Genomic DNA, 23,005 nt, shown 5'->3' on the forward strand with positions numbered 1-23,005 from the left:
GCTCCATGTGATGATGAGACCTGTTCACCATCGGAGGGGAATCGAGACCTTGGCATTGACGAAACGCGGTCGCACCGCACTCATCGCCGGATCCTGCGCGGCGGCTCTCGTACTGGTCGGCGGCGGCATTACCTACGCCGCCCTCTCGAAGGACGAGCCCGAGCCCGTCGCAACGTCCACCCCCACACCGACCCCGACGCCCACGCCGACCCCCACACCGACGCCGACCCCGACGCCCACGCCGGAGCCGGCCGAGATCCCGATCTCCACGCCCGTGAAGGCGATGTTCGACGGCTGGCAGGGCGCAGACTCGCACGTGATCGCCGACGTCATGCCCCAGATCGGCGACGCCGCCGAGGGCCGCATGTCGGCGTTCATCGATGCCCCGAAGGTGGCCGAGCCGACGAACGCCCTCTCGATCGAGGTGCCCGTCGAACAGGGCACCGAGTACACCCTCACGGCGCAGGTGCGCCAGGGCACGATCGAGCTCGCGGATGCGGCCGCGGAGCTCGTGATCGGCGACGAGACGATCCCCTTCGGCGAGATCAACGGCGACTGGTCCGAGATCGAGGGATCCTTCACCGCCGACGCCGATACCGCGACGATCGCCGTTCGGGTCACGGACGCCGTCGCCGCCCTCGGCGTCGACGAGATCTCCCTGACCCCCGCGGGCGGCGAGAATGTGGTGCCCAACGGATCCTTCGAGCAGGTCACGAGCGACTGGGGCGTGCGCAACAACACGCTGCTGCTGCGCGAGACCGGCGCCGCCATGGGCGTCGCGCTCGCGGATGGCGACGCGAGCTGGTCGGTCGCCGCGCGCGACGGATCCGAGGTCGCCTCGGGCACCGAGACCGTCGAGGGCGGCTTCGCGCGCATCGCGCTCGACGACGTCACGCAGGGCTACTACACCTTCAGCGTCACCGATGCCGACGGCCGCTCCGTGTCGACCCCCTTCGGCGTGATCGACTACGCCGGCGCGACGATCGCCACCGACGACCGTTTCGGTGTCGCCACCCACGTCGACCAGAACTGGTACTTCGACTCCGCCGACGCGATCGCGGGCACGGGCATCGGCCTGGCGCGCAACGACGTGCTGTGGGATCAGAACGAGAAGACGCCGGGCCAGTACTCCTTCTCCCCGCACTACACCGACGAGTTCGGCAAGTTCTCCTCGCACGGCGTGCAGCTGCTCGGCATCGTGAACTACGGCAACCCGCTCTACGACGGCGGCAACACCCCCGCCTCGCCCGCGGCCGTCGAGGCCTTCGGCGCCTACGCCGCGGCGATCGCGCAGAACTTCGACGTCGCCGGTCTCGAGGTCTTCAACGAGTTCAACCACGACCGCTTCCAGACCGGATCCTGCGGATCCGCGCCCGTCTGCTACCAGCCGCTCGTGAAGTCGACCGCCGACCACGTCGCCGCCGTCAACCCGGATCTGCCGATCGTCGCGGGCTCCACCGCGAACTACGACGGCGACTGGTTCCGCGGACTGTGGCCGACGGGCGCCGCCGACAGCGCCGACGCCATGAGCTTCCACCCGTACAACAAGTGGATCTACGACACCCCCGAGAGCCTCGGCAGCGTCATGGACGAGGCCAACGGAGACATGCAGAACCTCGCGGGCAAGAAGCTGCCGATCTGGATCACGGAGTTCGGCTGGACGACGGGCGCCGAGCTGGGCCAGCAGGTCTCGCGCGATGTGCAGGCCGAGCGCCTGTGGCGCGCGCAGCTGACGGCCTTCGCGTACGGCGCGGAGAAGTACTTCTGGTACGACCTCATCGACGACAGCACCGACCCGAACAACCACGAGGGCAACTTCGGCATGTACGAGCAGCGCCGGGACGGCGTGGCCGCCCAGCCGCCGAAGCCCGCGGCGTTCGCGCAGGCGCTCCTCATCAACGCCATCGACGGCCGCGAGACCGCGGGCCGTGCCGAGGCCGGCGACAAGGTGCGCAGCGCGGTTCTCGGATCCGGTGACGACACCCTGACCGCCGTGTGGTCGTTCGATGGCGAGCGCGAGGCGAGCCTCGAGGCCGCCGGCCCCGTCACCGTGACGTCGCTCACGGGCGAGGTCTCGACCGTCGAGCCGGAGAACGGCGTGGTGACGCTCACCGTCGGCAGCTCGCCGCTGCTGGTCGAGAGCTCGGGTGCCGCGGCCGAGGAGCCGGAGACCGAGGCGTCCGCGACGCCCGCGCCCGGCGAGTCCGGCACGCCCACGCCCACGCCCGTCGCGACCGAAGCCGCCAAGCCCGAGGACGACAAGTGACGAACGAGCACGACCCGCTCGCGGGCCTTTCCCGCCGCGAGCTGCGCGAATTGCGCGCCCGCCTCGACCAGGCCGAACGCGCCGCTGACGCGGCCGAGGCCGCCGCCCCCGGCGGATTCTATGACGGTGCACCGATCGAGCCGGGCACCGAGGAGGCGCGCGGTTCGGGCGCGTGGTCCGGTGGCGCCGCTGGTGCCCGATCCGACGCTTCTGCGGCGGGCGCCACCGCTGCGTGGACCGCCGGCGGCGCCGCTGGTGCCGGATCGAGCGAGTCCGCGGCGGGCGCCGCATCGGCGCGCCCGCAGGTCGCGGCGCACCCGGGTGCGTCCGCGCGCGAGCCGGCGACGCGTCGCGCGAACACGTGGGACCTGCCGACCGAGGCGTTGACGGTTCAGCACCACGACGACGCGCCGGCGTCGACCGTGCGTCCCGCGGGCGCCCCCGGCGCGTACGGGTCGAACACCCCCGCGGACGCCACCCGGGTCATGCCGACCTATCCCGACTCCGCCGCGACGGTCGCGATGCCCGTGGCGTCGCCCGACCACACGCGCACCGAGGCGATGCCGTTCGTCGACCTACCCGCATCGCAGGCCGCCCCGCAGGATCCGTTCCCGGCCGCGCAGCCGGCCCCGCAGGATCCATACGCGAGCGCCCCGACGCCGCCGCTCGGCACCGCCGCGCCCGCCGGCGCACCCGCGACGGCCGCGGGCGGCGCGGGAGACGGATCCGGAAACCCGCCGGGAGGCGACGACATGGCTGAGAAGCCCCGCAAGAGCCGCCGTGCGCGCAACATCACCCTGATCGTGCTGCTCGTTCTGATCGTGTGCGTGGGCTGGCTCGGCGTGCGCGCGCTCATGGTGAAGAACGACCTGCAGGCCGCGCAGCGCGTCGTCTCGCACGTGCAGCAGGAGCCGGACAGTTTCGACGCGGCCCTGCCGGTGCTCGGCGACTACGCCGGATCCGCCGCGAGCGTGCGGTGGGATCCGATCTGGCGCGCGGCGGAGTTCGTGCCCTGGGCGGGCGCGAACCTCAAGGGCGTGCGCCTGGCCGCGGAGTCGCTCGATGTCGCCGCGAACGACCTCGCGGTTCCCGCGCTCGAGGCGATGCGCACCGAGAGCGAGACGCCGATCCTGCAGCGCGTGCTGCCGATCCTCGACGAGGTGCAGCCGCGGATCACGTCGCTCGCCGACAAGATCCACGACGTCGCCGGATCCAGCTCTCTCATCGGCCCCGTGCGCTCCGGCGTCGACATGGTCGACAAGGTCATGCAGCAGGCCGGGCCCGCCATCGGCGTCGCCCCGGGCCTGCTCGGCGCCGACGGTGAGAAGAACTACCTGCTCGTCTTCATGAACAACGCCGAGTCGGTGGGTCTCGCCGGATCTGCCGCGTCGCAGACGCTCATCAACGTGAACGAGGGCGCCATCGAGATCGCGGCGCAGGCCGGATCCGGCGACTTCAACGAATTGGGCGGCGCGGTCGACGTCGAGGTGCCGCAGAGCGCGCTCGACCTGTATACGAGCTACCTCGTCGACCACGTCAACACGACGCCCAGCCGCCCCGACTTCCCGACGATGGCCGCCCTCGACCGCGCCTTCTGGAACCGCGACATCGGCGACCAGCAGATCGACGGCGTCGTGGGCATCGATCCGATCGCGCTCAGCTACATCCTCGACGCGACGGGCCCGATCACGATCGAGGAGACGGGCGACACCCTCACGAGCGCGAACGCCGTGCAGCTGCTGCTGAGCGACGTGTACTCGCGGTGGAGCGACTACGAGTCGCAGGACATGGCCGACGCCTTCTTCGCGGGCGTCGCCACGAAGGTCTTCGACAAGATCGCCACGGGTGACTTCGACATGCTGACGATGGTGTCGTCGCTGGGGCGCGGCATCGACCAGGGTTCGCTCCTCTTCCACAGCTTCGACGAGGAGACGCAGAACTACATCGCCGAGGAACGCGTGTCGGGGATCCTGCCTGAGACGAACGAGGAGGAAAGCGTCGTCGGCGTGTACTTCCGCGACGAGTCGACGTCGAAGATCTCGTACTACATGAAGTCGAACATCGATGTCATGCAGACGTGCACCGACGGCGGCGCCACCTTCGACGTGTCGACCACGCTGCACCTCGACCTCCCGACCTTCGACGGCCTGCCGGACTATGTGCGGCCGCAGAACCAGGCGTTCCCCGGCCTGTCCCGCACCGCGGTGTACGTCTACGGGCCCGCCGGCACGAGCCTCGACAGCGTCGAGATCGAGGGACGCCAGGTCGAGATCAAGAACCAGGAGATCGACGACCTCGGCCGCCCCGTCGCCTTCGTCTGGGCCTACCTCGGCCCCACCGAGATGGCGACCGTCAACGCCACCTTCTCGGGCGACGGCGACTTCGGCCCCGCCGCCGTGTGGTCGACCCCGATGGTCAACGCCAGCACCGGCACCGTCACCCCCTGCGGCGCGAAGGAGTAACAGAGCTCCCGCGAACGGCGGGGCGGATCCTGGACAAGGATCCGCCCCGCCGTTTCGTGTTGGGGCAGGCGCGGGGTCCCGCGGGCTGCCCCGGCGGATCCCCGTGCCAGCCCCGCGGATACGGATCCGGCTCCCTGGCGGACCCCCGAGGCCGGATCCGGCTCCCGGACGCATCTCCGGCGCCGTGAGTCCGCCATCTCCCGACAACTCCTCAAGTCTCCGACGAATCATCCGTCGACGCCGTATGACTTGTCGGAGACTTGAGGAGTTGTGGGATTTTGGCGGAATTGGGTGCCCCGGACGGCGCGTCCAGGCGCTCACGCGGGGTCCGCGGGCCGCCCCGGCGGATCCCCCGTGCAAGCCGCGCAGGTCCGGATCCGGCTACCTGGCGGATCCCCACAGGTCCGGATCCGCCTCCCGGACGGACCCCCGGCACCACGAGTCCGCCATTTCCCGACAACTCCTCAAGTCTCCGACGAATCATCCGTCGACGCCGTACGACTTGTCGGAGATTTGAGGAGTTGTGGGATTTTGGCAGAATTGGTTGCCTGGACGGCGCGTCCAGGCGCTCACGCGAGGCCCGCCGCCCTGGTGAATCCAGAGTGCAAGCCCCACGGATCCGGATCCGCCTCCCCGGCGGATCCCCGGCACCACAAGTCCGCCATTTCCCGACAACTCCTCAAGTCTCCGACGAATCATCCGTCGACGTCGTACGAGTTGTCGGAGACTTGAGGAGTTGGGGGATTTTGGCGGAGTTGTCGGAGACGTGCGGAGTTGGGGGCGACCCACGAGGCGAAGGCCGCGCACGAGGCGAGGGCCACGCGCAGCGCAAAGCCCACCCAGGCCGCCAAGCCCACGCACGGAACCAAAGCCCACGCACGGCGCGACAATGCGCCCCAAGAGCCCCCGAGCGCCCCGCCCGTCAGCGGGGGATGATCTGCGTCGGGGCGGTGGGTGAGTTGCCGCCGTTCCAGGCGTTGCCGTCGAGGATCTCGGTGGCGTTCGGGTCGTAGGGGCGCTGCGGGGCGGCGTAGGGGCGCGTCGGCTCCGCGGTCGGGCGCGCATCCGCACGGGGTGCACCCGCGTAGGGATCCACCGCCTGCGGCGCGGGAGCGGCCGCGGGGCGAACGTACTCGGACGGCACCGGCGCGGACTTCTCGCGCGGGGCGCGACCCTCGCGGCGCTCGTTCCACATGGCCCGCGCGATGACCTTCTCGTCGCGGGAGTGCACGAGGGCGCGGAGGAAGGCCGCGGCGAGGGTTCCGATCCAGGCGCCGATCGAGTTCGAGATGATGTCGCGGGTGTCGCTGACGCGGTCGCCGAGGAACTCGCCCTGGAACCACTCGATCCCGTAGGAGTACGCGGGCAGCAGGATCAGGGCGAGCCACCAGCCCCAGCCGGGCAACGCGAGGCCGAGGAGGAATCCGAGCGGGATGAACATGCCGATGTTCGCCGTGAACTCCAGCTGCATGAAGCCGAACGACTCGGGCACGCCGACGCGGTGCAGCACGCGCAGCACGCGGTCGGCGATGGAATCGACGCCGACTCCCTCGAGGGATGGCGACATGGTGACCCACATCACGAACGCGAGGTAGATCACGAACAGGACCGTCGCGAGGCCGACGCGGAGGCGGCTGCGGGCGGGCTTGCGGTCTTCGACGTACGTCATAGGCCGAGAGTAGACGCGTTTCATGTGAACGCACGTAGTGGCGGGCGGATCCAGAGGGGACCCACCCGCCACTACCAGCAACGCGAAACGGCGGGCGGATCCGAAGGATCCGCCCGCCGTTTGCAGCAGGACTAAGAAGTCTTACTTGATGATGCTGGTGACGGTACCGGCACCAACGGTGCGGCCACCCTCACGGATAGCGAAGCCGAGGCCCTCTTCCATAGCGATGGGCTGGATGAGCTCCACCGTCATGTCCGTGGTGTCACCGGGCATGACCATCTCGGTGCCCTCGGGCAGCGAGATGACGCCGGTCACGTCCGTGGTACGGAAGTAGAACTGCGGGCGGTAGTTCGTGTAGAACGGGTTGTGGCGGCCACCCTCGTCCTTCGAGAGGATGTAGGCGGTGCCGGTGAAGTTGGTGTGCGGCGTAACCGAACCGGGCTTCACGACAACCTGACCGCGCTCAACGTCTTCGCGCTTCAGACCGCGGAGGAGCAGACCACAGTTCTCGCCGGCCCACGCCTCGTCGAGCTGCTTGTGGAACATCTCGATACCCGTGACCGTGGTCTTCTGGGTGTCGCGGATGCCGACGATCTCGACCTCGGAGTTGATCGCGAGGGTACCGCGCTCGGCGCGGCCGGTCACGACGGTGCCACGACCGGTGATCGTGAAGACGTCCTCGATGGGCATGAGGAACGGCTTGTCGCGGTCACGCTCGGGGGTCGGGATCGACTCGTCGACAGCGTTCATGAGCTCAACGATGCTCTCGGTCCACTTCTCGTCGCCCTGGAGCGCCTGGTAGCCCGAAACGCGGACGACGGGAGCGTTGTCGCCGTCGAAGCCCTGCGACGAGAGGAGCTCGCGCACCTCGAGCTCAACGAGCTCGAGGATTTCCTCGTCGTCAACCATGTCGCACTTGTTGAGGGCGACGAGCAGGTAGGGAACGCCAACCTGCTTCGCGAGCAGAACGTGCTCGCGGGTCTGAGCCATGGGACCGTCGGTCGCGGCGACCACGAGGATCGCGCCGTCCATCTGGGCGGCACCGGTGATCATGTTCTTGACGTAGTCAGCGTGACCCGGGGCGTCAACGTGAGCGTAGTGACGAGCGGGGGTCTCGTACTCAACGTGCGAAACGTTGATCGTGATACCGCGGTCGCGCTCCTCGGGAGCCGAGTCGATCGACGCGAAGTCGCGCTGGACGTTGACGTCGGACGGGTACTTCTCAGCCAGCACCTTCGAGATGGCGGCGGTGAGGGTCGTCTTACCGTGGTCAACGTGACCGATGGTGCCGATGTTGACGTGCGGCTTGGTGCGGTCGAACTTGGCCTTAGCCACTGGGTCCTCCTCAGGACGTTCTTGGATCGATACCGGGCGCTGGATTGCGACCGGTTCTCTCCGGGGTTTGCTTCAGTCTACTGGAGACAAGTCTGTGTGAAGTTGTACGTGGTGGACGGGGCCGGAATCGGATCCGGCCCCATCCGAGAGCCATCAGGGCTGGGAGAGAATTACTCGCCCTTGCCCTTCTGGATGATCTCGTCAGCGACAGCCTTGGGAACCTCGGCGTAGCTGTTGAACTCCATCGCGTACACGGCGCGGCCGGAGGTCTTCGAGCGCAGGTCACCAATGTAACCGAACATGCTCGACAGCGGCACGAGGGCGCGGATGACCTTGACGCCCTGGGCGTCTTCCATCGACTGCACCTGGCCACGACGCGAGTTCAGGTCGCCGATGACGTCGCCCATGTACTCCTCGGGCGTACGAACCTCGACGCTCATCATCGGCTCGAGCAGCACGGGGCTGGCCTTCTGGACAGCCTCCTTGAAGCCCATCGAACCGGCGATCTTGAACGCCATTTCCGACGAGTCGACGTCGTGCGCCGCACCATCGGTCAGGGTCGCCTTGACGCCCACCATCGGGTAACCGGCGAGGACACCGACGTTCATCGCGTCCTGGAAACCGGCGTCGACCGAGGGGATGTACTCGCGCGGAACGCGACCACCCGTGACGGCGTTCTCGAACTCGTAGACCTTGTCGCCCTCGACCGCGAGCGGCTCGAGCTTGAACTGGATCTTCGCGAACTGACCCGAACCACCGGTCTGCTTCTTGTGCGTGTAGTCGTGACGCTCCACCGTGCGGCGGATGGTCTCGCGGTACGCGACCTGCGGCTTACCGACGTTCGCCTCGACCTTGAACTCGCGCTTCATGCGGTCGACGAGGATGTCGAGGTGAAGCTCACCCATGCCCTTGACGGTCGTCTGACCGGTCTCGGCGTTGTTCTCGACGCGGAAGGTCGGGTCCTCTTCAGCGAGCTTCTGGATCGCGAGACCCAGCTTCTCCTGGTCGGCCTTCGTCTTCGGCTCGATCGCAACCTCGATGACGGGCTCCGGGAACGTCATCGACTCGAGAACGACCTGGTTGGCCGAGTCGCAGAGCGTGTCACCGGTGGTGGTGTCCTTGAGGCCGATGACGGCGTAGATGTGGCCAGCGGTGACCGAGTCGACCGGCTGCTCCTTGTTGGCGTGCATCTGGAAGATCTTTCCGATGCGCTCCTTCTTGCCCTTCGTCGAGTTGACGATGGCCGCGCCCGAGTCGAGGTGACCCGAGTACACGCGGATGTAGGTCAGGCGACCGAAGAAGGGGTGCGTGACAACCTTGAACGCGAGGGCCGTGAAGGGCTCGTCGGCGTCGGCGTGACGCTCGATGACGATCGACTCGTCCTTCGGGTCGTGCGCCTCGATGGCGGGCACGTCCGTCGGAGCCGGGAGGTAGTCCACAACGGCGTCGAGCATGGGCTGCACGCCGCGGTTCTTGAACGCCGAACCACAGAAGATCGGGAACGCCTCACCGTTGACGGTGAGCTTGCGGATACCCGACTTGATCTCGTCGTTCGTGAGCTCTTCGCCACCGAAGAACTTCTCGAGGAGCTCGTCGTCGGCCTCGGCGGCCGCCTCGACCAGCTTCTCGCGGTACTCCTCGGCCTTGGCCTGGAGGTCGGCGGGGATCTCCTGCGTCTCGTACGAGGCACCCATAGTCACGTCGCCCTTGGCGTCGCCCGGCCACACGAAGGCCTTCATGGTGAGCAGGTCGACGACACCGACGAAGTCGTTCTCGGAACCGATCGGCAGCTGCATCACGATCGGCTTCGCCTTGAGGCGGTTGATGATCGTGTCGACCGTGTAGTAGAAGTCGGCGCCCAGCTTGTCCATCTTGTTGACGAAGCAGATGCGGGGCACGTTGTACTTGTCGGCCTGGCGCCACACGGTCTCCGACTGGGGCTCCACGCCCTCCTTGCCGTCGAAGACGGCAACGGCGCCGTCGAGCACGCGAAGCGAACGCTCGACCTCGACCGTGAAGTCGACGTGGCCCGGCGTGTCGATGATGTTGATCTGCGTGCCGTTCCAGAAGCTGGTCACAGCAGCGGACGTGATCGTGATGCCACGCTCCTGCTCCTGCTCCATCCAGTCCGTCGTCGCGCCACCGTCGTGCGTCTCGCCGATCTTGTGGTTCACACCCGTGTAGAACAGGATGCGCTCGGTCGTCGTGGTCTTACCGGCGTCGATGTGCGCCATGATGCCGATGTTGCGGACCTTCGTGAGGTCGGTGAGCACGTCTTGTGCCACTTCAAGGTTCCTTACGTGAGAAAAGGGATGAAACAGGAACGTCGGCCCCGAACCGCCCCGGAGAGCGTTCCGGGGCCGACGTTATGGCGCTGTTGCTTACCAGCGGTAGTGCGCGAAGGCCCGGTTCGACTCGGCCATCTTGTGCGTGTCCTCGCGGCGCTTCACAGCGGCACCGAGGCCGTTCGAAGCGTCGAGGATCTCGTTCATCAGACGCTCGGTCATCGTCTTCTCACGACGACCCTTGGCGTAGCTCACGAGCCAGCGGAGAGCGAGCGTGTTGGCACGGTGAGGCTTGACCTCGACCGGAACCTGGTACGTCGATCCACCCACGCGGCGGCTACGGACCTCAAGGGTGGGGCGCACGTTGTCGAGCGCCTTCTTGAGGGTCGTGACTGCGTCGGCCTCGGCCTTCGCGTCGACGCCAGCGAGGGCGCCGTACACGATGTTCTCGGCGAGCGACTTCTTACCGTCAACGAGGATCTTGTTGACGAGCTGCGTCACGATGGGCGCGCCGTAAACCGGGTCGTTGACGACGGGGCGCTTAGGTGCGGGACCCTTACGAGGCATCTAACTCAACCCTTCTTCGCGCCGTAGAGGCTACGCGCCTGCTTACGGTTCTTGACGGCCTGGGTGTCGAGCGCACCGCGAACGATGCGGTAACGAACACCGGGGAGGTCCTTCACACGACCGCCGCGGACGAGCACCAGCGAGTGCTCCTGGAGGTTGTGGCCCTCACCGGGGATGTAGGCCGTGACCTCGGTACCGTTGCGGAGCTTCACACGAGCGACCTTGCGCATCGCCGAGTTCGGCTTCTTCGGGGTGGTGGTGTACACGCGGGTGCACACGCCTGCCTGCTGCGGGTTCGCCTTCAGCGCCGGCGAGTTCGAAGTCTTCTTCTTCGACTGGCGGCCCTTGCGAACCAACTGCTGAATAGTTGGCACGTTTCTCCTTGAATGAATGCTGCACGGTGACAGCAAGGCGTGATGTTTCACGTCGATCCACCCGATCAGGCCTGAACCCGAAAGACTTCGATGGATATGCCGTGGGGGCGGGGCTGATTGCAGCCCCCATCCCTATGCCCGCGCGCACACGTTGCCGAATACACGCAGACTGATCAATCATACTCGCGCGACACGCGCGCCGCAAAGCGCCGGCCTGTCACTATCCTGTGTGCATGGAGCGCTCGCTCGAGACCCGCGTAACCCAGGCCGTCGATGCCTGGCTGGCGTGGCTGCCGCGATGGCAGCCCGCGACCCACCGCGGCCGCCGCTCGCCCTGCCGGCGCTGCTTCGGATCCCCCCTGCTCGCCGCCGTCGGCATCGGCGACACCGCGCCGCACGGGGTGCAGCACGGCCTGTCCGTGCGGCTGACGACGGTCATCGACCAGCGCGTCGCCCGATACACCGCCGACAACCTCCCCCTCCTGCAGGCCGAGCTCGACCAGCAGGCCGCCCGAAATCGCACGCGGAGCTACCGCCCGAGCGAGGGGCTGGATCCGGAGTTCGATGGGCTGCCGCTCGATCCGGATCCGGACCCCGGCGCGCCCTTCCTCTTCACGATCGCGGGCCTCGCGGAGGAGGCCACGGAGGCCGCTCCCCCGCCGCCGCCGCTGACGGAGGCCGAGAAGAACGCGCTCCGCCGCGAGATCGCCCTCGCGGACGACTACGCGAACGAGGTCGGCCAGGAGATCTGCATGCTCCTGCTCAGCCACCGCCTGCGCGTGCAGGCGGCGGTGCGGACGTTCGTGGATCCGCAGATCGACCAGATGCTGCAGGAGCTCTCGCGATCGCTCGACGACCCGTTCGTCTGAGTCAGCCCGCGAGGTGCGACCAGCGTCGGGCGAGCTCGCGCCACGGCCCGACGGACGCGACGCGACCGCCGTCGAGGACCACGACGCGGTCGGCCCGGGCGAGCGCGGAGCGCTTGGACGTCGAACCGATCACCGTCACGCCCTTGTCGCGCAGCGCCTGCCACAGCTCGATCTCGGTCGCGGCGTCGAGGGCGCTCGATACGTCGTCGGCGAGGAGGATCTCGGAGTCGGTCGCGAGCGCCCGCGCGGTGGCCAGGCGCTGCACCTGGCCGCCAGACAGCCGCACGCCACGGTGCCCGACGGCCGCGTGGATCCCTCCGGCGCCCGCGATGTCGTCCTCCATTCGGGCGATGCGGATGGCGTCCGAGATCTCGCGGTCGCGGTCGAGGCGGATGTTCTCGTCGAAGGTTCCGGAGAGCACCCGCGGCACCTGCGCCACGTAGGCGACCTGACGCGGCCGGAGGAAGGTCCCCTGCCGAACGGGCGCGCCGTTCCACCGCAGCTCGCCGGTGTGCGGGACAAGACCCGCGAGGCTCGCAAGGAGGCTCGACTTGCCGGATCCGATCCCGCCCGTGAGCAGGATGAGCTCTCCCTTCTCGACGGTGAGGTCGACGCCCTCGACGCCGATCGTGCCGTCGGCGTGCACGGCGGTGAGACCGCGCAGCTCGAGCGCGACGAGCGGATCGCGGTGCTCGGGCTCCGGCGCGGGGGCCGTTCCGGTCACCTCGTCGATGCCGGGGAGCGGCGCGAAGATGCTCTGCCCGCCGGCGAGACGCTGCGTGGCCGCCTGCCAGGCGCGCACGCCCGGCGCCTTCGTCACCACGGCGGCGGCGCAGAGGCCGTACCAGCTGAAGCCGAGGATGCTACCGGAGGCGAGGATCGTCGTGGCGAGGTCCCACACGCCGAGGAAGTACATGGCCCACGAGAAGGTCACGCCGCAGGCGATGACGATGCCGGGAACGCCGTCGAGGATCGCCTGCACGCGGTGCTCGCGGATCTGCGCCTCGACGCGGCGCACGTCGACGTCGTTCAGGTGCTGACGCACGGGCTCGACGCGGGCGGCGAGCTTCACGGTGCGGGCCGCATCGAGCGCCGAGACGAGGGTGCGACCGAACTCGACGCGGGCGTCGGCGGCGCGCTTCGCGGAGCGGCCCGCAGCGGGCCGACCCGCCCAGCTGGACGCCGCGGAGAAGACGAGCACGCTGGCGAGCAGCGCGCCGACGAGCCACGACCCGGACAGCAGCACGGAGAGGACGACGATCGTCATCGCGGAGACGAGGTCGCCCCACCGGTCGGCATAGTCCTGGATCCGGTCGCCGTCCATCGCGCGGGCGACGACCTCGCCCGGCGGCGTCGCCTGCAGGCGCGGCTCGCCGAGCTGCCCCGCGAGCACGCGCGTGCGGTGCCGGGTGAGGCAGGAGACCCACCAGCGGGGGTAGATGTTCACGGCGTAGCCGAACACGGCGGGCATGACGAGCACGGCGATCGCGGAGGTGACGATCACGAGCGGCCACACGTCCGCGCCGGCGGCGAGGCCGTCGGCCGTGCGCCCCCAGAGCCAGTTCGTCACGATTCCCTGCGGCGAGAGCGCGGCCATGACGAGGAACATCGTCACGCCGAGCAGGCCCCAGCCGGGCCGGTGCCGGAAGGCGCTGAGCACGGCGCGGGCAAGGCCCGGTCCGTCCTCGGGCTCGAAGACCTCGGGCTTCGCCGTGCGCCGGCGCACGCCGCCGATCGCGACGGGCCCCGTCGCGTCCGTGATCGGCGCCGTGGGCGGATCCTCGTCGCCGTCGACGATGCCGTGGTGCTCTTTCGAGGCGGCCAGCAGCTCCTGGAAGGGCCCGGGTTCCGAGGCGAGGTCGGCGTATCGGCCCTGCTGGATGACGCGACCGTGATCGAGCACCGCGACGTGATCGGCGCGCTCGATGGTCGTGAGGCGGTGCGCGATGAGCACGCCCGTGCGGCCCGCGAGCAGCCGCTCGGAGGCGCGCACGACGCGGCGCTCGGTGAGCGGATCCATTCGGGCGGTGGCCTCGTCGAGGACGACGACGGACACATCGCGGACGAGGAGGCGGCAGAAGGCGACGAGCTGCTCCTCGCCGGCGGAGAGCACGGCACCGCCCGGCCCGAGGCGCGTGTCGAGGCCCTCGGGGAGCCGGGCGACCCAGTCGGCGAGGCCGAGCTCGTCGATCGCCGCCTCGATGTCCGCGCGCGGGATGGGCGCGAACAGGGCGATGTTCTCGGCGAGCGTGCCGGCGAGCAGCTCGGTGCGCTGCGTGACCACGCCGATCGCGCCGCGCAACTTCTGCAGGTCGAGCGTCGTGACACAGACCCCGCCGAGGAGGACGGTCCCGGCGGGCGGCTCGACGGCGCGCGGGATGAGCGAGGCGAGCGTCGACTTCCCGGATCCGGTGCGGCCGACGAGGGCGAGCGTCTCACCGTCCGGGACGTCGATCGAGATGTCCCGCAGCGCGAAGGATCCCTCCGCGTAGGAGAAGGAGAGGTCGCGGATGGCGAGCCCGCTGCTCGCCGGCAGCTCGTCTCCCCCGTCGGCCTCGGGCTCGACGGCCATCATCTGCTTCACGCGGGTGATCGCGCCCAGCCCCTCCTGGAGCTGCGGGAGCTGGTTGACGAGATCGCCGACGCGGCCGATCAGGAGCGTCGTGGCGAGGACGAGCGTGATCAGCTGCGGCAGCTCCATGCCGCCGGAGGTGACCATCGCGACGCCCGCGATGAGCAGGCCCGCGAACAGGGCCTGCAGCACGCCCTGCGAGCGGAAGATGAGCTCGGCCTCCTTCGTCGCCATGTGCCGGAATGTGCGGTTGATGGCGCGGGCGTGGTCGGTGATGCGGCGCAGCGCGAAGGCCTGGCCACCGCTCGTGCGGAGGTCGTCGCGGGCGGCGACGACCTCTTCGAAGGCCGCGGCGTGATCCGTCCAGGTCTGCTCGTTGACGACCTTGCGCTGGGCGATGACCGCGAACAGCGGGCGGACGAAGAGCAGGTTGACCGCCACGAGCAGCGGCATGGCGATCCACGCCGGCCACCACATCGTCCCGGCGACGACCCACAGCGGGACGGCCCCGAGGACGGTCGCCATCATGCCCCACCACTGCTGACGCATGAGGTTGTTGATGGCGTTCGTGTCGTCATCGATGCGGTCGAGGATCTCGCCCACGGCCTGCTCGCCGAGCACCGGGAGCGGTTGCGCGAAGGCGGCCGCCAGGAGGTCGCGGCGGAGCCGGCCCGCGGCGCGATCGATGACGCGTGCCCAGCCCACCTGCGCGACGACCTGGATCAGCGCGGCGCCCACGATGAGCGCACCGAGCAGAGCCACGCCGCCCTGCGTCGGATGTTCGGCGAGCCGCCCGGAGACGACCGTCGCGATGGCCTGGGCGGTGGTCGCCACCGCGAGCGCGATGATGGCGAGCACGCTGATCGGCCCGGAGACGCGCCGCCAGGTGATGCCGCGCTCAGCGCCCGCACGTGTCTGCTCTGTCACTGTCTCCACAGTAGTGGGGAGCTCGGACAAACGAAGCCGCGGCGGGAGCGTCCCCTACTCGTCGTCCTCCCACGGCCAGCGCGGCGGGCGCGCGGCCGTGCGCCGCAGGGCGATGCCCGCCCACGCGGCGACGAGCGCGGATCCGAGCACCACCGGCACCACCCAGCCGAGGAGCACCTCGCGCAGCACGGATCCCGTCGTCGACAGATCGCCGCTCGAGACGAAGGCGGCGATCGCGAGCGCGATCGTGTAGATCCCCGCGGATCCGAGGGCCGTGGACGCGGCCGCCCAGTAGCTCGGGCGCTCGCGCGAGACGGGCCCCGCGAGCAGGAGCGCGAACGCCGCGATCGCGACCCCCGCGGCGAGGTACGCGGCCACGAGGCTCACGCCCGGCGTGGAGATGATGTCGTCGTCGACGACGGCGCTCGCCACGCCCAGCCCGGCGACGAGCAGCGCGAGGTATCCGATCGTCGCGAAGGCGACGAGCAGGGGCGTCGGCAACTTATCGGGCGCGGTCACGGATCCATTCTCGCGCGCCCCTCTCGTGCGGGCACCGGGACGGCCGTTGATATGACACTTTTGCCCCGTCCCGGGAGCCGGGACGGGGCAAAAGTGTCATACCAACGGGAGGGGGTTACGCGGAGGCGGCGGGGCCCTCCGCCATGACGCGCTCGTATTCGTCGCGCGCCTCCTTGTTCTGGGCCGTGATCTTGGCGCCGCGGCGCGAGGCCCAGCCGCCGAACCAGATCGTCACCTCGCGGGCGATGATGAAGGCGATGAGGCCGACGGGGGCGAAGGCGGTGCTGGTCAGGAGGTCGACGCCCTGCGCGCCCGTGATCTTCCAGAACGGCGCCTCGAAGAACACGCCGCCGAGGAAGCCGGCGTACGTCAGGAGCGCCACGAACAGGCCGAGCACCACCCACGACCACCAGCGGGCACGGTTCACGAACACGCCCAGCAGCCAGAACGACAGCCAGAACGCCACGACCGAGACCCAGAAGGGGCCCGACAGCAGCACCTCGGTCAGGAAGTCGACCGGCTCGAGCACGGGCGCGATGTTCATGGCCGGCACGAGGTCGACGAAGAGCTGCCAACCGTACAGGGCCGTGCCGTAGAGCGCGGCGTACACGAGGGCGGCGACGAGACCGATGAGGCCGATCGCGCCGCGGTTGCCGCGCTTGCGCGGGGGCTCGGGCGCCTGGACGAAGATCGGGGCGGGCGCGGCCGCGGGCTCCTCGACGACCGTCGTCGGGGCGGGCGCCGGAGCCGGGGCCGGCTCGTCCTGCGTGCTCGCCGCGGCGGCCGACGCCGTAAAGACCTCGGTCTTCGCGGGCTCGAACCAGGGATCCGCCTTCGCGACCGGCTCCTCCGCGGGCGCGGGCTCCGGCTGCGACGGCGACACGGGTGCGGCGGCGGCCGTCTCGGCCTCGAGGCGGTCGAGTTCCGCGGCCAGCGCCTCGTAGTCGACCTCGTCCTCGCGCTCCGGTTCCTCGGCGAGGAACGCCGACGGGGCCTCGTCGAGCGGCGCCTCCGCGCGCGCGACGGGCTCCTGGGCCGGCGCGGCGTCTGCGGGCTCGTCGTCCCGGGCGGCGTCGCGCTCCGGGGCGTCCGCCTGCGGCGTGTCGTCCACCCGCTCGTCGCCGAAGTCGACCGCGGGCGCGGTGCCCGGCCCGCTCGGTGCGCCCGCTTCGGGGGCACTGTCCAGGTGTTCGGCGTCTCGTTCGCCGTTGTTCTTCGAACCCTGTGTGTCACTCATCGCAGGCACTCCTCAACGATCGCGGGGATCTCCCTGTGCCGAAGAATACCCGCCGCAGGTGGGAGGATCCGCGCGCCACGCGCGCGGATCCTCCGCTCGATTCCGCCCTACAGCTGCGAAAGATCGACCTCGACGCTGCCGTCGTCGGCGACCGTCACCGGCAGCCGCAGGGGCTCGTAGCCGAACGGCGAGGCGACCGTCTCGTCGTCGGCCTCCCACGGGTCGTCCTCGAAGAAGCGCCACGTGTAGTCGACCTTCATCTCGCCGCCCGACACGACGACGCTGCTCGACGCGGGGTCGTACTCCACCGTGGGCTCCTCGGCCCACGATCGCACGATGTCCGAGACGGCGTAGAAGCCGGGGTCGCGGTACTCGAGGGTGTTCGGGCAGTTCTTCGGCTGGAACTGATCGCTCTGCATGCACAGCTCGATCTGCTTCCGAACCGCGTCGACGGCCTGCGCCGTCGCCTCCTCGCTGAGGCGGGCGTCGAAGGACACGACGCCCTGCAGCAGGCCCGCGACGAACTCGTCGGTGTAGCCGTACGCCGACTCCACCCACTCCGCGCCGTACGGGGCGGGCTCGACGCTGACCCGCTCGTGCCCGACCGTGAGCACTTGGTCGTCGCCGTAGGTGATCGCGTCCGTCGACTCCGGTGCGGCGAAGGCGTAGCTGCCCGGCAGGACGGCCGTCGCGCCGCCGACGCCGTTCACGGTGCTGATGAGGTCGTCCGCGGAGCACACCTCGCACCCCGCCGAGGACAGGTCGACCGCGACGCCGTTGACCGTCTCGACGGCCGCCACGTTCCACAGCAACACGTAGTCGAGCGGGGCCTCCGTGAGCGACCAGACTCCGTACTCGTCGTCCGGCTCGTCCTCGGCCTCGAGCGTGAAGGCGATGTCGGCGTAGCGATCGCCGCCCATCGTGTAGCTCGCGGTGACCCGCGCCAAGGTGCCATCGACCTCGGTGCCCTGGATCTCGTAGCTCTCGGGCCGCAGCTGCGCGGCCTGGTAGATCTCGTCGTTGACCAACACCTGGTTGCCCTCGGGCTCCTGCGGGAGCATGTCGATGGCCGCGGACGCCCGTCCGTCGGTCAGGTGCTGCAGGTATTCGGACACGAGCGCGTCCGCCGTGTACGAGCTCGCGATCTCGTCGACCTCCCACCGGGGGAAGATGAGCCACTCCCGCTCCGAGTACCGCATCGAGATCTCCTGGCGGTACTCGAGCCCGCCGACGGTGTACTCGGCCTCGATCGTCGAACGGTGCCCGTAGGTGTCGGCGTCGCCCAGGTCGATCGCGGCCTCTCCGGCGCGCGCGAGCTCGAACGCGCCGGCCGTCGCCGCGATGGCGGGGTCATCGTCGTCCGCTGGATCCCACATCGCGAGTGCGCCGTCGACATCACTGCTCGTCAGCTTCGCGTAATACGCCTCGGCCGCGGCCTCGGGCGAGAACCGCGTGTCGTTCAGCCAGCTGTACGCGAACCAGCCTCCGACGCCCAGGATCGCCAGGACGACGACCGTGACGCCGCCACCGATGAGCCAGCGGATCCCGCGCCGCCGGCCGCCCTCGCGCGGCGGCTTCTGCGCCTTCGCCTTCTTCGCGGCCCGCTCGGGCTGCGGCGCCGGCGCGGCGGGCGCCGGGGAGCCGGCCGGCGCGGATCCGGGCGCCGGATACCCGCCCGGCGCGCCCGCGGACCCGAGACCCGGCACGGGCGGGATCACCTCCGTCACCGGTTCCGGCGGCACGACGCCCGGCCCGGCGGATCCGCCCGGGGCCGCCGGCGGGAGCGGCGGACGCTCGGGCACGGCCGGGGCCGCCTGGGCCGGATCCGCGGGCGGCGGGGGCGGCGGCGGAACGGATCCGCTCTCGCGCGGATCGTGGTCATCAGGTCGCGGTGAATCGCTCATATTCTCCCCCAGCTCGAGCAGCTGCGACGAGAATACCACCGAGGTGAGACACGAAAACGGCCCCGAGGATCCGTAGATCCCCGGGGCCGAGTTCAGGTTACAGCGGACTCAGCTGCCGGACCTCAGTTGTAGGTACCGGGCGTGAAGTCGTCCGTCGTGAACGCGTCGAAATCGACGTAGCTGTACTCGCCGTCGGCGAAGGCGCCGTCCGACGCGAAGATGCGGTTGGGGTACCGCTCGCTCTTCGCCTCTTCCGTGGCCTCCACCTCGACATCGCGGTACTTCGCGAGGCCGGTACCGGCGGGGATGAGCTTACCGATGATGACGTTCTCCTTGAGACCGATCAGCGGGTCGCGCTTGCCCTGGAGGGCCGCCTCGGTGAGGACGCGGGTGGTCTCCTGGAACGAAGCCGCCGAGAGCCACGATTCGGTCGCAAGCGACGCCTTCGTGATACCCATGAGCTCCGGACGGGCCGACGCGGGACGCTTGCCCTCAGCAACGGCGGCGCGGTTGACGTCGCGGTAGTTGCGGGCATCCGTCATCTCGCCGGGCAGCAGGTCGGTTTCGCCGTGGTCGACGACCGTCACCTTGCGCAGCATCTGGCGCACGATGACCTCGATGTGCTTGTCGTGGATCGGCACACCCTGCGAGCGGTACACGCCCTGCACGCCGTCCACGAGGTACTTCTGCACTTCGCGGGCGCCCTGCACGCGCATGATCTCCTTCGGGTCGAGCGTGCCGACCTGGAGGGGCTGACCGACCTCGATGTGCTGGCCGTCCTCGACGAGAAGCGTCGCGCGCTTCAGCACCGGGTAGACGACCTGCTCGTCGCCGTTGTCGGGCGTCACGATGACCTTCTTGCCCTTCTCGGACTCCTCGATCGTCACGCGACCGGTGGCCTCCGAGATCGGCGACGCGCCCTTCGGGGTGCGGGCCTCGAACAGCTCCTGCACGCGGGGCAGACCCTGCGTGATGTCGTCTGCCGACGCGGATCCACCGGTGTGGAAGGTACGCATCGTCAGCTGGGTACCGGGCTCACCGATCGACTGCGCCGCGATGATACCGACGGCCTCACCGATGTCGACCAGGTTGCCGGTGGCCAGCGAGCGACCGTAGCAGTGGGCGCACACGCCCACGGCCGAGTCACACGTCATGACCGAACGGACCTTGATCTCGGTCACGCCCGCGGCGACGAGCTTGTCGATCAGCGGGTCGCCCACGTCCTGACCGGCCTGGGCGAGGACGGTGCCGTCCTCGGCCACGACGTCGGTCGCGAGCGTGCGAGCGAACACCGAGTTCTCGACGTTGGCGTCCTTGACGAGGACACCGTTCGCGTCGGGAGCGGCGATCGGGTACTCGAGGCCCTTGTTCGTGCCGCAGTCCTCCTCGCGGATGATGACGTCCTGCGAGACGTCGACCAGACGACGCGTGAGGTAACCCGAGTCGGCGGTACGCAGAGCCGTGTCGGCAAGACCCTTACGGGCACCGTGCGTCGCGATGAAGTACTCGGCGCTGGTGAGGCCGTCGCGGAACGACGAGATGATCGGGCGAGGGATGATCTCACCCTTGGTGTTGTTCACCAGACCACGGATCGCCGCGATGTTACGGATCTGCAGCCAGTTACCACGGGCACCGGACGACACCATGCGGAAGATGGTGTTGTCCTCCGGGAAGGCCGCCTTCATCTCCTGCTGGAGAACGTCGGTCGCCTCGGTCCAGAGGGTCGTCAGCTCCTGGCGACGCTCGGCCGCCGTGGTCAGGCCCTTCTCGTACTGAGCGGTGATCTTCGCGGCCTTCTTCTCGTACTCCGCGATGATCTCGGCCTTGCGGGGCGGCGAGACGATGTCGGTCATCGAGACGGTGACACCCGAGCGCGTGGCCCAGTAGTAACCGGCGTCCTTAATGTTGTCGAGCGTCTCCGCCGTGACAACCTTCGGGTACTCCTCGGCCAGCTTGTTGACGATCTGCGAGAGCTTGCCCTTGTCGGCCTGCTCGCGCACGAACGGGTAGCCCTTGGGCAGCTGACCGTTGAAGATCATCTGACCGAGCGACGCGTCGACGAGCCCGTGCTGGTCGTAGCCCTCGGGCGCTTCGCCCTCGAGGAACGTGAGACCCGGCTGGAAGATGCGCGCCTTCGCCTGGAGGTGAAGCGTGCCCTCCTCGAACGCCATCTGGGCTTCCTCGACGGAGCCGAACACGCGGCCCTCGCCCTTCTCGCCCTGCTTGACCGTCGTGATGTGGTGCAGACCGATGATCATGTCCTGCGAGGGCAGGGTCACCGGGCGGCCGTCCGACGGCTTCAGGATGTTGTTCGAGGCGAGCATGAGCGTGCGTGCCTCGGCCTGCGCCTCCACCGAGAGGGGAAGGTGCACGGCCATCTGGTCGCCGTCGAAGTCGGCGTTGAACGCGGTGCAGACGAGCGGATGCAGCTGAATGGCCTTACCCTCGACGAGCTGCGGCTCGAAGGCCTGGATGCCCAGGCGGTGCAGGGTAGGTGCGCGGTTCAGCAACACGGGGCGCTCGCGGATGACCTCGTCGAGCACGTCCCACACCTCGGGACGCGTGCGCTCGACGGCGCGCTTGGCCGCCTTGATGTTCTGCGAGTGACCGAGGTCGATCAGGCGCTTGATGACGAACGGCTTGAACAGCTCCAGGGCCATCTGCTTGGGCAGACCGCACTGGTGCAGCTTCAGCTGCGGGCCGACGACGATGACCGAACGGCCCGAGTAGTCGACGCGCTTACCGAGCAGGTTCTGGCGGAAACGACCCTGCTTACCCTTCAGCATGTCGCTGAGGGACTTCAGGGCGCGGTTGCCGGTACCGGTGACGGGGCGACCGCGGCGGCCGTTGTCGAACAGGGCGTCGACGGCCTCCTGCAGCATGCGCTTCTCGTTGTTCACGATGATCTCGGGAGCACCGAGGTCGAGCAGGCGACGCAGGCGGTTGTTGCGGTTGATGACGCGGCGGTACAGGTCGTTCAGGTCACTGGTCGCGAAGCGGCCACCGTCGAGCTGAACCATCGGGCGCAGCTCCGGCGGGATCACCGGAACGACGTCGAGCACCATCGCGGCGGGGCTCATGCCCGTCGAGAGGAACGAGCTGACGACCTTCAGGCGCTTGATCGCGCGGATCTTGCGCTGGCCCTTGCCCTCGGAGATCTGCAGGCGAAGCGCCTCGGCCTCGCTCGCGAGGTCGAACTGGGCGAGGCGAACCTGCAGCGCCTCGGCACCCATGCGGGCGTCGAAGTACTGACCGAAGCGGTCCTGCAGCTCCTGGAAGACGTCGTCCTCAGGCTTCAGCTGACCGACCTCGAGCGTGCGGAATTCCTCCCACATGCGCTCGAGCTTGGCGACCTGCTCATCCGCACGCTTGCGGATGGTCGCCATCTCCTTCTCGGCGGCGTCCTTGACCTTCTTCTTCTGGTCGGCCTTGGCGCCCTCGGCCTCGAGAGCCGCGAGCTCCTCCTCCAGCTTCTGGAGGCGAGCGGCGACGCGCGCGTCGCGGCGGTCGGCGACCGCCTTGATCTCGAGGCGCAGGTTGTTCTCGTGCGTCGGCATGTCGCGGTGACGCGCGTCGGCGTCGACCGAGATCACCATGTACGCGGCGAAGTAGATGACCTTCTCGAGGTCCTTCGGCGCCATGTCGAGCAGGTAGCCCAGGCGCGAGGGAACGCCCTTGAAGTACCAGATGTGCGTGACGGGCGCGGCGAGCTCGAGGTGGCCCATGCGCTCGCGACGGACCGAGCTCTTGGTGACCTCGACACCGCAGCGCTCGCAGATGATGCCCTTGAAGCGGACGCGCTTGTACTTACCGCACGCGCACTCCCAGTCGCGGCTCGGGCCGAAGATCTGCTCTCCGAAGAGGCCGTCCTTCTCGGGCTTGAGGGTGCGGTAGTTGATGGTCTCGGGCTTCTTGACCTCACCATACGACCAACGACGGATGTCGTCGGCGGTGGCCAGACCGATGCGAAGCTCATCGAAAGTAGTTGCGTCGAGCAATTGACTCTCCTGTGTGGGAAA

13 protein-coding genes are annotated in these 23,005 nt (G+C 69.1%); 3 read left to right on the forward strand and 10 right to left on the reverse strand.

Features of this window, described 5'->3' with window-relative positions; genetic code table 11:
• Positions 1-49 precede the first annotated feature (49 nt).
• Both IEX05_RS14000 and IEX05_RS14005 read left to right on the forward strand, forming a co-directional pair.
• On the forward strand, positions 50-2,266 hold the full coding sequence (locus IEX05_RS14000) for a carbohydrate binding domain-containing protein (protein ID WP_188702924.1): 2,217 nt from the start codon (positions 50-52) through the stop codon (positions 2,264-2,266).
• On the forward strand, positions 2,263-4,728 hold the full coding sequence (locus tag IEX05_RS14005) for a DUF4012 domain-containing protein (RefSeq protein WP_188702925.1): 2,466 nt from the start codon (positions 2,263-2,265) through the stop codon (positions 4,726-4,728). Before IEX05_RS14000 ends, IEX05_RS14005 begins: the two co-directional genes overlap by 4 nt.
• Positions 4,729-5,650: 922 nt before the next feature.
• Here IEX05_RS14005 and IEX05_RS14010 read toward each other — a convergent pair.
• From IEX05_RS14010 to rpsL, 5 genes are all read right to left on the reverse strand, one after another.
• The gene (locus IEX05_RS14010) at positions 5,651-6,397 is read right to left on the reverse strand and encodes a VanZ family protein (RefSeq protein WP_188702926.1); all 747 of its coding nucleotides are present in this window, start codon (positions 6,395-6,397) and stop codon (positions 5,651-5,653) included.
• Between the two features lie 141 nt (positions 6,398-6,538).
• Complete coding sequence (gene tuf, locus IEX05_RS14015; protein ID WP_188702927.1) at positions 6,539-7,732, reverse strand: elongation factor Tu; 1,194 nt, start codon at positions 7,730-7,732, stop codon at positions 6,539-6,541.
• Between the two features lie 170 nt (positions 7,733-7,902).
• Complete coding sequence (gene fusA / locus IEX05_RS14020; RefSeq protein WP_188702928.1) at positions 7,903-10,017, reverse strand: elongation factor G; 2,115 nt, start codon at positions 10,015-10,017, stop codon at positions 7,903-7,905.
• Positions 10,018-10,113: 96 nt separating this feature from the next.
• On the reverse strand, positions 10,114-10,584 hold the full coding sequence (gene rpsG / locus IEX05_RS14025) for a 30S ribosomal protein S7 (protein WP_114117334.1): 471 nt from the start codon (positions 10,582-10,584) through the stop codon (positions 10,114-10,116).
• Between the two features lie 5 nt (positions 10,585-10,589).
• Complete coding sequence (gene rpsL, locus IEX05_RS14030) at positions 10,590-10,958, reverse strand: 30S ribosomal protein S12 (RefSeq protein ID WP_114117335.1); 369 nt, start codon at positions 10,956-10,958, stop codon at positions 10,590-10,592.
• A 233-nt stretch (positions 10,959-11,191) separates the two neighbouring features.
• Between rpsL and IEX05_RS14035 the strand changes: the two genes are divergently transcribed.
• A complete protein-coding gene (locus IEX05_RS14035) occupies positions 11,192-11,827 on the forward strand; it encodes a spermidine/putrescine ABC transporter substrate-binding protein (RefSeq protein ID WP_188702929.1) in 636 nt (211 codons plus the stop codon).
• Position 11,828: 1 nt separating this feature from the next.
• On the opposite strand, the gene IEX05_RS14040 is transcribed toward IEX05_RS14035, so the two are convergent.
• The 5 genes from IEX05_RS14040 to rpoC form a co-directional block, all read right to left on the reverse strand.
• Positions 11,829-15,326 (reverse strand): ATP-binding cassette domain-containing protein, encoded by a 3,498-nt coding sequence (locus IEX05_RS14040; protein ID WP_229661342.1) that lies wholly within the window; start codon positions 15,324-15,326, stop codon positions 11,829-11,831.
• Between the two features lie 54 nt (positions 15,327-15,380).
• Positions 15,381-15,845 (reverse strand): DUF6121 family protein, encoded by a 465-nt coding sequence (locus tag IEX05_RS14045; protein WP_188702931.1) that lies wholly within the window; start codon positions 15,843-15,845, stop codon positions 15,381-15,383.
• Positions 15,846-15,960: 115 nt separating this feature from the next.
• Positions 15,961-17,082, reverse strand: coding sequence for an ABC transporter (locus tag IEX05_RS14050; protein WP_188702933.1), 1,122 nt, complete (start codon positions 17,080-17,082; stop codon positions 15,961-15,963).
• A gap of 107 nt (positions 17,083-17,189) precedes the next feature.
• Positions 17,190-18,986, reverse strand: coding sequence for a hypothetical protein (locus IEX05_RS14055; protein WP_188702935.1), 1,797 nt, complete (start codon positions 18,984-18,986; stop codon positions 17,190-17,192).
• Positions 18,987-19,108: 122 nt separating this feature from the next.
• A complete protein-coding gene (gene rpoC / locus IEX05_RS14060; RefSeq protein ID WP_188702937.1) occupies positions 19,109-22,984 on the reverse strand; it encodes a DNA-directed RNA polymerase subunit beta' in 3,876 nt (1,291 codons plus the stop codon).
• Positions 22,985-23,005: the final 21 nt, after the last annotated feature.

The organism is Microbacterium nanhaiense, assembly GCF_014646015.1.
In the GTDB taxonomy this organism is placed as follows: Bacteria; Actinomycetota; Actinomycetes; order Actinomycetales; family Microbacteriaceae; genus Microbacterium; species Microbacterium nanhaiense.